Here is a 13,442-nt window from a genome sequence, read left to right as displayed (position 1 = left end):
TCCCGTGGTACGGCGTCGAGTAGCCAATACCGTAACTCGTGCCACTCCAATCCGGTCTTGCTTCAGCCGTTTCCGGACAAGCGGCGGGGGCGGCGCAGGACGAAAGGTCTCACGCGGCCCAGGCCCTGGAGGGGGCGAGCGCGTAGGGCGGCGATCTCGTAGGCGTCCTCGGGGAGGACCGTGGCGAGGTCGGGGTCGGCCAGGACCGTTCCCGGGTAGGCGGTGGACGTCAGCCGCGCCGCCATGTTGACCGGCGTCCCGAAGACGTCGCCCAAGCGCTGGATGACTTCGCCATAGGCCAGGCCGACGCGGACCTTGGGGAAGTCGGGGGCCTCGTTGAAACGGTCCGCGATGCGCAGGCCGATCTCGGCTGCGGCGGACGGCGTGGACGTGACGAAGAGGACCTCGTCGCCGAGCGTCTTGACGATGCGGCCGCCGGCCTCGGCGACGATCTCGGCGGCGGTCGATTCGAAGCGTTCGATGAAGGCGGCCAGGGAATCGCCGTCGAGGCGGCGGCTCAGCCGGGTGAAGGAGACGACGTCGGCGAAACCGACCGCGAGGTGGGCGAGGCCGGCGGCGGGGTCGGCCTGGGCGGTGGCGGTCGTGGCGGCGGCGCGCATGCCGACGGCGGTGAGCTGGCGGCGCCAGCCGTGCAGGAGGAGGCGCTCGAACGCCGGGCGCAGCTCCTCGGTGGCGATGAGCGCGGCGGTGACCCCGTCGGACGTGATGGGCTCGCCGGAGCGGAGTTCGCCGAGCCGCTGCAGCCAGACGTCGCCGAGCCAGCTCGCGAGGCGGCCCATCGTCTGGCCGAGGGCGCGGGCCAGCTGGAGGACCATCTCCTCGTCCACCATGTCGTGGGAGAGCAGATCCTTGATCTCGCGGAGGGCGGCGACGTCGCCGTCGGTGAACGCGACCTCGTCGTCGGGCGGGGCCGGGAAGCCGAGGGCCTGCCAGATCCGGCGCGCGTAGTCGTCGGTGACGCCGGAGAGCTCCACGACTCCCTTGCGCGTGTAGCGCAAAGGGCCTCCGAGGAGTGCCTCCTCGATGTCGTCCGCCATGGCCGGAAGCCTATGTGTCATCGAACGATGTAACAATGGTACGGGGAGTAAGATCACATCATCCGAACGGCGGGGCATGGCCGAGTACCGAATCGACGAGCTGGCGCGGCTGGCCGAGAGCACCGTGCGGAACATCCGCGCCTACCAGGACCGGGGCCTGCTGCCGCCGCCGCGCCTGGAGGGCCGGGTCGGGATGTACGACGACTCGCACCTCGCGCGGCTCCGGCTGATCGGCAAGCTGCTCGCCCGCGGCTACACGTTCGCGATCATCAAGGACCTGCTGTCGGCGTGGGAGACGGGCAAGGACGTCGGCGAGGTCCTCGGGCTGGAGAAGGTCCTGACCGATCCCTGGTCGGACGAGATCCCCGGCACCGCGACGTTCGAGGAGCTCGTCGAGATCTTCGGCGCCGGGCTGGACGAGGACGAGGTCGCCCGCGTCCGGCAGCGCACCATCGAGATCGGCCTGATCGAGCCGGAGGGCGAGAAGTACCGGGTCCCGAGCCCGCGGCTGCTGCACGTCGGCGCCGAGCTGGTCGCCGCCGGCATCCCGCTCGACTCCGTGCTCGACATCGCCGAGGAGATCCGCGCCGACTGCGACGTGATCGCCGGACGCTTCGTGAACCTCGTCGAGGAGCACGTCTTCCACCGGCTGGAGGGGCCGTCCGGGACGGAGGGCGGCGACAAGGGCGGCGACGAGGCCGGCAACGAGGGCGGCAACGAGGGCGGAGGCGACAGCGACGAGGTGGCCGAGGTCGCCGCCGTGGTGCGCCGGATGCGGCCGCTGGTGAAGATGGTCGTCGAGCCGTTCATCGCGCGGGCGATGGAGACCCGCGTCCAGGCGGCGCTCGGCGAACGCCTGGAGACGATCCGGGACGCGCTCGGGGAGCAACCCGGCCGCTAGCCCGTCACAGGAGCGTGGCGCCCCAGACGACCGTCACCTGGTGGGGCGCGCCCTCGGAGTCGGTGAACGTCAGCGTCCCCTCACCGGGCAGGCCGATGATCGCCGTGCGGAGGGTGAGCGTCAGGCTCGTCGTGCCGCCCTCCGCCATGCCGCCCTGCATCTCCGAAAGGATCAGCTGGTTCGTCGACGTCATCGCCGTCCACGTCACGGGCCCGCTCCTGGCGGCGAGGCTGACCTGGGCGGTCTTGGTGCCGTACATCTCGACCTTCGCGGGGTCGACCACGAGGACGCCGGGCTTGACCGGCCGGTCGGCCGGCGGCGACGGCGCCTGCGGGTTCCCGGTCTCCTGCGGGCTCTTCTCGTCGGTCTGCGGGCTGGCGGGCGGCTGGACCGGGCGGGTCGGCGTCCCCCCGCCGGGCCCCTCCGACGGCTGCCCGCTGTGGCGGGGACCGTTCTCCGGCGCCTCGCGGGTGATCGACGGCTGCGGGCGCGTCCCGAACGGCGGCCAGGACAGCGGCCCTCCGCCGATGCCGGGCCCCATCACCAGCACCGCGACGATGGCGGCGACCAGCGCGCCCGCCATGCCGCCCACGGTGAACAGCCAGCGGCGGGTGAACGGCGACGGCACGTCCGGCTGGCTCGGCAGGCCGGACGGGGTGAGCGGGCCGCCGCGCGCGGCGATGTCGGCCCGGTGGCCGGCCAGTTCGGGATCGGTCGCCGTGTGCATGACGCGGTGCCGCAGCGCGGCCGGCAGCACCGGCGCGGGCGCCCTGCGCAGCAGCGCGGCGGGGGACACCCGGCCGCGCCGCAGGCAGGCGCGGCAGCAGGCGGCGTGCCGTTCGGTGCCGGTGTCGGCGGGGGAGTCGTCGCCCCGGCGGCGCAGGACCCGCGACAGTCCCCTGGCCGGATGCGGCGGGACGGCCCGCGCGGCCTCCTCCGCCGTCGGTGCCAGAGCTGCCAGGACGGCGACCGCCGGGGAGCCGGGCTCGCCCTCCCCCTCCGCCGCCCCGGTGGCGGCGGCGCACGCCCGTTCGGCGTCGCGGACCGCCACCCGCAGCGCGGCCTCCAGTTCGGCGCCGCTCTCGCGCACCCGCAGCGCGGCACGCCGCGCCGACAGGCCGAGCGTCCTCCCGAGCCTCGCCGAACCGAGCCCGTACCGGAGCGCCAGGAGCATCACCTCCTGGTCGGCGGGCTCCACCCTGGACAGGCAGGCGCGCAGCAGGCCGTGCAACTCGTCCGCGGGCGGCCATTCGAGGCCGAGGTCGTCCTCCTCCGCGCGGCCGGGGAACGGCGGGTCGGCGAACTCGCCGTCCCGGTCCCAGAACAGCTCCTTCGCCCGCCCCCGCCGGACGCAGCGCCGCCGGGCCGCTCCGTACAGCCAGGGGCCGAGGTCCAGGGGTTCGCGCATCCGGGGGGCGCGGCGGCAGGCGTCGATGAACGTGTCGTGGACGATGTCGGCGGCGACCTTCGCATCTCCCGACATTGACAGTGCGTAGTCATAAAGGCGCTCGGCGTACTCGTCATAGAGCGCGGCGAGCGCGGCCTCGTCGCCTTCGTTCAGCCCCTTGACCAGGTCGCGGTCGGCCGAGCGTGCGGAGGTGGACAACCTTGGCATTCACGCTCCCGGCGGCGACATGAGGGGTCCGCACCCACGAGGGTCGTCCGGACAATCAGCCCACCTTGCATACACCCGTGAACCCCATCCGCACCACATCATCTCCGGAAATCCACCATTAAGGTAACACCGGGGTGGGATATCGCCTCTCTCCGTAACCACGTGGCGGCTGACTCGCCGTCAGAATCGAGTCAGCCGCCCGGCCGCGCCGCCGAATCGGCCGCCTTCAGTCAGCGCGCCGAACCTCCAGGTCACCGTCCGCGTAACGGCGCCGCAGCACCTTCTTGTCGAACTTGCCGACGGACGTCTTCGGCACCTCGGCGATGAACGACCAGCGCTCGGGAAGCTGCCACTTCGGGATCCGCCCGGACAGGAACTCCCGCAGCTGCTCCGGCGTGACCTCGGCGCCGTCCCGCAGGACGACCGACGCGAGCGGACGCTCCTGCCACCGCTCGTCGGGGACGCCGACCACGGCCGCCTCCACGATGTCCGGGTGCGCCATCAGGTGGTTCTCCAGCTCCACCGAGGAGATCCACTCGCCGCCGGACTTGATGACGTCCTTCGCCCGGTCGGTGAGGACGAGGAACCCGTCCCGCGACAGCGTCCCCACGTCTCCGGTCCGCAGCCAGCCGTCGTGGAACTTCGCGGGGTCCTCGTCGAGGTGGTAGGCGCCGGTGATCCACGGCCCGCGGATCTCGACCTCGCCGACCGCCTCGCCGTCGCAGGCCAGCACCTGGTCGCCGTCCCCGACGATCCGCATCTCCAGGCCCGCCAGGACGCGGCCCTGGCTGATCCGCGCCCGCCAGGCGTCCTCGCCCCCGGCGTTCGCCGGCGGGTGCGCCACCGAGGCGACCGGCGACGTCTCCGTCATCCCCCACGCCTGGACGATGCGGACGCCGATCTCGTCGAAGCCGCGCATCAGCGCCGCGGGCACCGCCGACCCGCCGCACGGCACGAGCCGCAGCGAACTCAGGTCGGCCCCGTGCTCCCTCGTGTACCGCAGGACGTCCGACCAGATCGTCGGCACGGCCCCGGCGACCGTCGGACGCTCGGACTCGATCAGCCGGACGAGCGGCTCCGCCTGCAGGAACCGGTCCGGCATGACGAGCGACGCGCCCGCCATCACCGCCGCGTAGGGCATGCCCCAGGCGTTCGCGTGGAACATCGGCACCACCGGCAGGACGACGTCGGACGCGCTCAGCCCGATCGCGTTGCCCGTGCACGTCGACATCGAGTGCAGGTACGCCGACCGGTGCGAGTACACGACGCCCTTCGGGTTGCCGGTCGTCCCGCTCGTGTAGCACATCGCCGCGGCCGACCGCTCGTCGATCTCCGGCCACTCGAATGTCGCCGGCGCCGCCGCCAGCAGCGCCTCGTACCCGTGGAGTTCCTTGCCCGCGCCCTCCAGCGGCGCCGTGTCCCCGTCCCCGACCACGATCACGTGCTGGACGGTCTTCAGCTGCGCCAGCACCGGCGCCAGCAGCGGGATCAGCGACGCGTCGACGATGACGACCCGGTCCTCGGCGTGGTTGGCGATGTAGACGAGCTGGTCGGGGAACAGCCGCAGGTTGAGCGTGTGGAGCACGGCGCCCATCGACGGGACCGCGAGGTAGGCCTCCAGATGTTCCGCGTTGTTCCACATGAACGTGGCGACGCGCTGATCGCCGTCCACCCCGAGGCCGCGCAGCGCCCCGGCGAGGCGGGCGGCGCGCTCGCCGACCTCCGCGTAGCTCCGGCGGCGCGCCCCGTCCCCGGTCCAGGTGGCGACCTCGGTGTCACCGAAGACCCCCGCGCCGTAGCGCATGATCGTCGTAATCGTCAGCGGGAAATCCTGCATGGTGCTGTACACGGCACGCCTCCTGCAAGAACGGCTCCAGAAACCGGATTCTCGCAGCGTTGGCCCGGAGGAGCGACCCCCGAATAGCCCGATACGGTGCAAGCGGGACAGGCGGTGAGCGCCCTGGGCGAGCGCGGCTAATAGAGCTCGCGGAGGCGTGACATGGCGCGGGAGACGGTGGATTTCACGGTGCCCACGCTGACGCCGAGGACTTCGGCGATTTCGCGTTCCGACATGTCCTCGTAGTAGCGGAGCATGACGGCCAGGCGCTGGCGTTCGGGGAGGCGGTCGAGGGCGCGGCCCAGGGCGTCGCGCATCTCGCTGCGGTCGGTGTGGTCCTCGACGGGACGGTCGGGGAGGCGGTCGGTGGGATAGACGTCCAGTTTGCGGCGGCGCCACCAGGAGATCTGCGTGTTGACCATGGCGCGGCGGACGTAGCCGTCGACGGCGGCGCGGTCCTGGATGCGGTCCCAGGCGACGTAGGTCTTGGTGAGGGCCGCCTGCAGGAGGTCCTCGGCCTCGGCGCGGTCGGTGGCCAGCCGGTTCGCGGCGCGCAGCAGGACGGGCCTGCGCTCCGCCACGTACTCGCGGAACTCCTCGTGCCGCGTCGCGTTCACATCACCACCGGACCAAGGGGTTGGGGAGCCGCCTCCGGCCGCTCCCGGGTATGGTCGACGATCGCAGGAAGATCGTAATTACGGGCCTACATAAATCACATATCCGGGTCAACCAGTTCATAATCTTCATCCCAGGTAGATCAGACCTCCACCTCCGGCTGACTTATCGCGACAAATCCGTCGACAGGCGCGGTCACCGTACGTGAGCCTTGACTCGTTGTCTTCTGCCCAGTTGCCCAGAGTGATCATGCCGGAGTGCCGCGATGACGCCGTCCCCATGCCGTGAAGCGCGCCGTGAAGCGCGCCGCCGCGCGCGCGAGGCCGTGTTCGGGGCGTCCCCCGGCAGGCCGGCCGACCGGCCGCCGCTGAACGCGCTGAGCGGGACCGTCCTGGACGCCAGCCCGCACCTGCTGGTGCTGGCCGCGGGCGGCACGGAGGTCAGACTCGCGATGAGCGAGACCACGAAGGTCTGGCACGGCGGGCGCGGGGGCCTCGCCGCGCTCCGGCCGGGCCGCTCGGTGGTCGTCCGGCGGGGGGAGCGCGGCCTCAGCGGCGGCGCCGCCGTCGCCGACCGGATCTGGGTCGACATAGCGCGCGTCGCCGGCACGATCCTGGCCTGCGGGAGGGACGCCGTGGAGGTGGACATGGGCGCCCACCGCCGGCGCACCCACGTGGCGATCCCCCCGCACGCCCTCGGGCAGGTGCTGGTCCGGCATCCGCGCCTGGAACCCGGATACCTGATCGACCTGATCTGCGTCGGGTCCCCGGACGGGCCGCGGGCGGTGCGTCCCGGCACGGCCCAGCCGGGGTACCGGGCCGACGCTCTCGCCGCGCCGGAGCCGGCCGCGCCCGTGCAGGGCGTGCTGCGCGGGACGGCGACCTGGTTCGGGGACGCGGCCGACGAGGCGCCGGACGGGGCGGCCTATCCGGCGGTCGACTCCGAGGGGAGCGCCGGAGGATGCGCGGACGCCCCGTCCGGTTGCGTTCCGTTCCCGTACCTGTCGGTGGGCAGCGAGGTGACCGTCCACAACGCGTGCGGCGGGCGGGCCGCGACCGTCCCGGTGGTCGAGTGCGGCTGTGCCGCGGCCCGCTTCTGCGACCGGTGCGTGGACTGCGACGCGTCCCCGCGCGGCCGGATCGTCGAGCTGACCCCGGCGGCGTTCGCCGGGCTCGGCGGTGATCTGGACGCGGGCTGCTTCAACGCGTCCGTCCGGGTGGAGGGGCCATGGTGACGTTCCAGAACACCCAGGTGCTGCTGCTCGCGGCGGTGCTGCTGGCCGCGTGCCTGGCGAAGCTGATCGTCCGGGAGCCCGCGGACGCGACCGACCGCGTGCACGGCGTGCCGGTGCCGGCCGGTCTCGCCCGGGTGACGGCGGTGCGCCGCAGCCGCGGCCTGACGGTCGGGCTCGGGCTCGGCGAGGGCGTCCTCGGGCTGGCCCTGCTGGTGACGTCGCACCTGTCGGTGCGGCTCGCGACGACGGTCGCGTTCGCGGCGGCGACCTGGGTGGTCGGCGAGCTGCGGGTCCGCAGGCCGGACGCCGGATGCGGCTGCTTCGGCGGCCTCAGCGGCAGGAAGGTCGGGCGGCGCAGCGTGCTGCGGGCCGTGCTGTTCACCGGCGCGGCGCTGGCGTCGCTCGGCGCGCCGCTCGCCGGCGTCGACGTGCTGCGGGACGTGCAGGTCCAGGTCGGGCTGGTGTTCGCGGTCGAGGTGGCGCTGTTCGCGGCGCTGTCCCCCGAGCTGGCCGAGCTTGCGGGGCGGCGCCGCCGGCCCGCCGATCCGCCCTGCGAGCGGCGGCGCAGCCCGATGTCGGAGACCTTTGCGACCCTTCACCGGAGCGAGGCGTGGGCCCGGCACGAGAACGCGGTCGTGAGCGCCGCCCCGCTGGACGTGTGGCGGGAGGGCTGCTGGCGGTTCGTCGCCTACGCGGGCCGGGTGGACGACCGCGACGTGGAGATCGTGTTCGCCGTGTCGACCGCCGAGCGGGCGCGGGCCGTCCGGTCGGCGGTCGTGGCCGCCGAGGCGGCCGAGGTGCCCGCGGCCGTCTAGCGGGCCGGGCGTCCGAGGCCGGCCGGAGGTTCCGCGCGCGCAGAGCGGGCACAGATCGCCCGTGGAGGGAGAAAACGGCGGTTACCTGCGCTTTCCGTCGATCTGCGGCGACAACGTCGTCTTCGTCTGCGAGGACGACCTGTGGACGGTGCCCGCCGCCGGCGGCCGCGCGTACCGGCTCACCGCGGGCGTCGCGGCCGCCTCCTACCCCCGGCTGTCCCCGGACGGGCGGCTGCTCGCCTTCGTCGGCCGCGAGGAGGGCCCGTCCGAGGTCTACGTCATGCCGGCGTCGGGCGGCTCGGCGACACGGCTGACGTTCCACGGGACGTCCTGCACGATCACCGGCTGGGATCCGTCCGGCGGGATCGTCTACGCGAGCGACGGGCGGCGCCCGTTCCGCGGCCACAACTGGCTGCACCGGATCGACCCCGCGGCCGGCCTCCCGCAGGAACTCCCGTACGGCCCGGCCTCCAGCGCGTCCTACGGGCCGGGCGGCGCGGTCGTCATCGGCCGCAACACCGCCGACCCGGCCCGCTGGAAGCGCTACCGGGGCGGGACCGCCGGAGACCTGTGGATCGACCCGGCCGGCTCCGGCGCCTTCCACCGCCTGATCTCCCTCGACGGCAACCTCGCCGCGCCCTGCTGGGTCGGCGACCGGATCTACTTCCTGTCCGACCACGAGGGCATCGGCAACGTCTACTCGTGCCTCCCGGACGGCACCGGCCTGCGCCGGCACACCGGCCACGTCGACTACTACGCCCGCAACCTCGCCGACGACGGGCACCGGCTGATCTACCACGCGGCGGCCGAACTGTACGTCCTCGACCCCGGCGGGTCCGGCGACCCCGGCGGGCCCGGCCCGCGCCGGCTGGACGTCCGGCTCGGCAGTTCCCGGACGCAGCGGAACCGGCGGTTCGTGTCCGCCGCCGACTACCTCGACACCGTGACCGTGAACTCGGCGGGCGACGGCCTCGCGATCACCACGCGGGGGAAGGCGTACTCGTTCCCGGCGTGGGAGGGGCCCGTCCGGCAGCACGGGCGGCAGGACGGCGTCCGCTACCGGCTGCTGACCTGGTTCAACGACGACCGGCGGCTGATCGCGGCGGCGTCCGGGGAGGACGGCCGGGAGCGGCTCGTCGTGCTGACGTCGGGCGGCGACCGGGACGCCGCCCACGCCGAGACGTCCGGTGACGTCGGACGGGTGGTGGAACTGGCGCCGTCGCCGTCCGCCGACCGGTTCGCCTTCACCAACCACCGCAACGAGCTGTACCTGCTCGACGCCGAAGCCGGTTTCGAGCCGGTGCCGCTGGACGTCAGCCCCTACGGGGCGATCACCGGCCTGGCCTGGTCGCCCGGCGGGGAGTGGATCGCCTACGCCTTCCCCGACACCGCGCAGACGACGGCGATCAAGGTGTGCGACGCGGAGACCGGGCTGACGCTGCCGGTGACCCGTCCCGTCCTGCACGACCGCGCCCCGGCCTGGGACCCGGACGGCCGCTACCTGTACTTCATCGGGCAGCGCGTGTTCAACCCGGTGCCCGACACGCTGCAGTTCGACCGGGGCTTCCCGCTCGGCGCCCGGCCGTACGCGATCACGCTGCGGCGGAACCTCGCGTCGCCGTTCGCCCCCGCCCCGCGCCCGCTCGCGGAGGACGGGGGCGCGCCGCCCCCGCCGTCGGGCGGCGCCCTCGCGGACGGTTCCGACCTGCGCGACGTCTCCGGCGACGGCCTCGGCGGCAGCGTGGCCGCCGCCACCCGGCTGGCGATCGACTTCGACGGGATCGAGAGTCGCGTCGTCGCGTTCCCCGTCGGCGAGGGACGTTTCGGACGCATCGCCGGGCTCAAGGGCAAGGTGCTGTACTCGGTCTTCCCCGTGCAGGGCGGGCGCGGCGCCGAACCGCCGCTCGGCCGCGTGGACGTGTTCGACTTCGCCACCCGGCAGGCGCGGACGCGGCTGCGCGACGTCGGCGACTTCTGGCTCGCGCGGGACGGCGTCGGCGTGCTGTACCGGTCCGGGCCCCGCGTCCGGCTCGTGTCGGCCGGGCGCGAGCAGCCGAAGGACGACGCGCCGGGCAGGCAGAGCGGCTGGGTCGACCTCGGGCGCGTCAAGGTGTCGGTCTCCCCGGCGATCGAGTGGCGGCAGATGCTCCGCGAGACGTGGATCCTGCAGCGCGAGCACTTCTGGGACGCGGACATGGCCGGTGTCGACTGGGACGCCGTCTACCGCCGCTACCGCCCGCTCGTCGACCGGGTGACGACCCGGGGCGAGTTCTCCGATCTGCTCTGGGAGATGCAGGGCGAGCTCGGCACGTCCCACGCGTTCGAGATCGGCGGCGAGTACCGCCGGCAGCCCGTCTACGACCAGGGCTTCCTCGGCGTGGACTGGACGATCGCGGACGGCCGGTTCGTGATCGCGCACATCGTCGGCGGCGACCCCTGGGACGCCTCCGCCACGTCGCCGCTGAACCGTCCCGGGGTGGACGTCCGCCCGGGCGACGCCGTGATCGCCGTCAACGGGGAGCCGGTCGCGCCGGGCCGGGTCGTCCCCGGCGAGCGGCTGGTCAACCTGGCCGACGCGGAGGTGCTGCTGACCGTTCAACGCGGCGGCGGGGAGCCGTTCACCGTCGCCGTCCGGACGCTGGCCGACGAGCGCCCCGGACGTTACCGCGACTGGGTCTCGTCCAACCGCGCCTTGGTCCACGACAGGACGGGCGGCCGCGTCGGCTACATCCACGTCCCGGACATGGGCGCGGATGGTTTCGCGGAGTTCCACCGTGGTTTCCTCGGCGAGCACGACCGGGAAGGGCTGATCGTGGACGTCCGCTTCAACGGCGGCGGCAACGTCTCCGGTCTGCTGCTGGAAAAGCTCGCCCGACAGCGGCTCGGCTACAACTTCCCTCGGTGGGGCGTCCCCACCCCGTATCCACGCCAGTCACCGCGCGGACCGATGGTCGCCATCACCAACGAGCGGACGGGCTCGGACGGCGACATCTTCAGCCACGCCTTCAAGTTGCTGGGCCTCGGCCCACTCATCGGCAAGCGGACCTGGGGCGGGGTCGTCGGGATCTGGCCCAGGCACCGCCTCGCGGACGGAACCGTCACCACGCAGCCCGAATTCTCGTTCACGTTCGACGACGTGGGGTGGAAGGTCGAGAACTACGGCACCGACCCCGACATCGAGGTCGACATCACGCCGCAGGAGCACGCGAACGGGGTCGACACCCAACTGGAGAGGGCGATCGACGAGGTCCTCGCCCGGATGACGAGGTTCCCGCCGCATACGCCGAACCCGTCCGCGCGCCCTCGGCCCGAACCGCTGTGATCGGCGGGCACCGCGAAACGCCGTGAGGACCGCGGCCCGTTGTGGGATGCGGCCCTCACCTCGGCCTGGCGGGCCGGGTCACCAGCCGCCGATCTCCTCGTCGCCGAACTCGTCGTCCTCGTCGAATGATCCGGGCTTCCTATCGGGCCGGTGGCCCCGCATGCCGTCGCCGTGCATGTTGGACGAGGTCTCGTCCTGCCCGAAGTAGCCGCCCTGCTCGTAGGTGTACTCGCTCTCCGCGTCCGAAGCCCGGCCGCCCTGGTCCTGGCGCATGGACCTGGACCACTCGTCCTGGCCGCCCATGGAGGAGGACATCTCGTCCTCGGTCGGGTAGTCGTCCTGGCTGAATTCGTTGTCCGGGTCCTGACCGCGGAACCGATCTCGGTCTGTCATGTTTCCCCCCGACAGAGACCTGTTGCCCACTGGATGGTCATACGAGGAGGCTCCTACCCCTGTGCCGCCCCGAGACAACACCGGGCTCAGCGCGCTCTCTGCGACCGTCTAGGGCTTTCTACAACGATTCTTAGAAAGTCCTAGACAAACCCAGAGACAAGGCAAGCGAAATCTACGGTTCTCTACGCCCAACGCTAGAGAGCCGAATATTCACCTGACGACGCGGCTCGATGCAGCTTTCTACCGTTCTCTAGCCTTTTCGCTAGAGAACTCGATAGAGCCGAAGCCGACAGGCGGTCAGGGCGACAGGGGTCAGGAAGTCAGGCAGGTCAGGCGGTCAGGCGGGTTGCGAGCGGAGGAACTTGCCGAAGTGCGGCACCGTGAACGCGACCATGCCGCGCTCGGCGCTGTAGATGAGGCCCTTCTTGATGAGCCCGTCGCGGGCGGGCGACAGGCTGGACGGTTTGCGGCCCAGCTCGTCGGCGACCGACGCCGTGGGCACCGGGTCGTCGCCGAGCATGGCCATCGCGCGCATGTAGTCGCGCTCGGCGGGGGTGGCGCGCTCGTAGCGGCTGCCGAAGAAGCCGACCGCGAGCTCGCTCTCCGCCTCCGGGGCGGCGACCTTGATGTCGTCCGCCGTGATCGGGGTGTCGGGTGCGACGTCCCAGACGACCTTGGCGTACGCCTGGACGAAGTAGGGGTAGCCGTCGGCCGCGCCGTACAGGGCGTCGAGGGCGTCCTCGGTGAAGGTGACGTCCTCACGCTCGGCCGGGGCCATCAGCGCGACGTCGGCCGACTCCCTGTCGAGCCGGTCGATCCGCGCGTACCGGAAGAGCCGCTCGGAGTAGGACTTGCTGGCGGACAGGACGGCGGGCAGGTGCGGCAGCCCCGCGCCCACCACGATGAGGGGCCCGCCGACCTGCGACAGCTCATGGCACGCGGCGCACAGCGCGGAGACGTCGTCGGCCGGGATGTCCTGCATCTCGTCGACGAACAGGGCGATGCCGACCCCGACGTCCGTGGCGACGGACGCCGCGTCGACGAACAGCTCGGTGAGGTCGATCTCCAGGTCGCCGGAGTCGGCGCGCCCGCGCGAGGCGGGCACGTCGATGCCGGGCTGCCAGCGGTGCACCCGCGCCTTGCCCTTGCCCGACGGCTCGGGCTCCGCCTGCGCGAACGCCTTCAGCACGCCGAGGAACTCCTCGATGCGGTCGGGCGCGCGGTGCCGGGGCGCCAGTTCCCGGACGGCCCGGTGCAGCGCCGAGGCGACCGGCCGCCGGATCGACTGGTCGGGCCGGGCCTCGATCTTGCCCGTCCCCCACAGGCGCTGGATCGCCATCGACCGGAACGCGTTGAGCAGCACGGTCTTGCCCACCCCGCGCAGCCCGGTGACGATCATGCTGCGCTCCGGACGGCCGCGGGCCACGCGTTCGAGCACCACCTCGAACTGCCTGAGCTCGCGGTCGCGGCCGGCCAGCTCCGGAGGGCGCTGCCCGGCGCCGGGAGCGTAGGGATTGCGCACGGGGTCCACGCTGTCGGACTCTATGAGGCGATATAGCTGCGGCCGTAGATTTGCGTAGAAAACACTGCGGCGTGTCGCGCGTTCTCCTCGCCGCCCGCAGCGCGCCGGGGCGTCATGCCCTCGCGTGGCC

The 13,442-nt window shown here is 72.8% G+C and carries 10 protein-coding genes; 4 read left to right on the top strand and 6 right to left on the bottom strand.

Annotation, left to right across the window (positions count from 1 at the left end; genetic code table 11):
• Window positions 1-62 precede the first annotated feature (62 nt).
• Window positions 63-1,058: an adenylate/guanylate cyclase domain-containing protein gene (locus tag SM418_RS26025; RefSeq protein ID WP_371943707.1), complete on the bottom strand. Its 996-nt coding sequence runs from the start codon at window positions 1,056-1,058 to the stop codon at window positions 63-65.
• Between the two features lie 76 nt (window positions 1,059-1,134).
• Between SM418_RS26025 and SM418_RS26020 the strand changes: the two genes are divergently transcribed.
• A complete protein-coding gene (locus tag SM418_RS26020) occupies window positions 1,135-1,959 on the top strand; it encodes a MerR family transcriptional regulator (RefSeq protein ID WP_371943708.1) in 825 nt (274 codons plus the stop codon).
• 4 nt (window positions 1,960-1,963) lie between these two features.
• On the opposite strand, the gene SM418_RS26015 is transcribed toward SM418_RS26020, so the two are convergent.
• From SM418_RS26015 to SM418_RS26005, 3 genes are all read right to left on the bottom strand, one after another.
• Window positions 1,964-3,574, bottom strand: a complete 1,611-nt coding sequence (locus SM418_RS26015; protein WP_371943709.1) for an RNA polymerase sigma factor — start codon at window positions 3,572-3,574, stop codon at window positions 1,964-1,966.
• A gap of 226 nt (window positions 3,575-3,800) precedes the next feature.
• The gene (locus tag SM418_RS26010) at window positions 3,801-5,423 is read right to left on the bottom strand and encodes a long-chain fatty acid--CoA ligase (RefSeq protein WP_371943710.1); all 1,623 of its coding nucleotides are present in this window, start codon (window positions 5,421-5,423) and stop codon (window positions 3,801-3,803) included.
• Between the two features lie 125 nt (window positions 5,424-5,548).
• Window positions 5,549-6,028, bottom strand: a complete 480-nt coding sequence (locus SM418_RS26005) for a SigE family RNA polymerase sigma factor (RefSeq protein WP_371943711.1) — start codon at window positions 6,026-6,028, stop codon at window positions 5,549-5,551.
• A 263-nt stretch (window positions 6,029-6,291) separates the two neighbouring features.
• On the opposite strand from SM418_RS26005, the gene SM418_RS26000 reads away from it, so the two are divergent.
• The 3 genes from SM418_RS26000 to SM418_RS25990 all read left to right on the top strand — a co-directional run bounded on the left by SM418_RS26000 (window position 6,292) and on the right by SM418_RS25990 (window position 11,397).
• Window positions 6,292-7,260, top strand: a complete 969-nt coding sequence (locus SM418_RS26000; RefSeq protein WP_371943712.1) for a hypothetical protein — start codon at window positions 6,292-6,294, stop codon at window positions 7,258-7,260.
• Window positions 7,254-8,075, top strand: a complete 822-nt coding sequence (locus SM418_RS25995) for a MauE/DoxX family redox-associated membrane protein (protein WP_371943713.1) — start codon at window positions 7,254-7,256, stop codon at window positions 8,073-8,075. Before SM418_RS26000 ends, SM418_RS25995 begins: the two co-directional genes overlap by 7 nt.
• A 61-nt stretch (window positions 8,076-8,136) precedes the next feature.
• Window positions 8,137-11,397 carry a S41 family peptidase gene (locus SM418_RS25990; protein ID WP_371943714.1) on the top strand — a complete coding sequence of 1,087 codons (3,261 nt, stop codon included), beginning with the start codon at window positions 8,137-8,139 and terminating at the stop codon, window positions 11,395-11,397.
• 78 nt (window positions 11,398-11,475) lie between these two features.
• On the opposite strand, the gene SM418_RS25985 is transcribed toward SM418_RS25990, so the two are convergent.
• Window positions 11,476-11,790, bottom strand: coding sequence for a hypothetical protein (locus tag SM418_RS25985; RefSeq protein ID WP_371943715.1), 315 nt, complete (start codon window positions 11,788-11,790; stop codon window positions 11,476-11,478).
• 337 nt (window positions 11,791-12,127) lie between these two features.
• On the bottom strand, window positions 12,128-13,312 hold the full coding sequence (locus SM418_RS25980; RefSeq protein ID WP_443098396.1) for an ATP-binding protein: 1,185 nt from the start codon (window positions 13,310-13,312) through the stop codon (window positions 12,128-12,130).
• Window positions 13,313-13,442 lie beyond the last annotated feature (130 nt).

It is taken from the genome of Actinomadura chokoriensis (assembly GCF_041463665.1).
GTDB lineage: Bacteria > Actinomycetota > Actinomycetes > Streptosporangiales > Streptosporangiaceae > Spirillospora > Spirillospora chokoriensis_A.
Note: the sequence above shows the minus strand (reverse complement) of the source record. Positions and strands in the feature narration are given on the sequence as shown.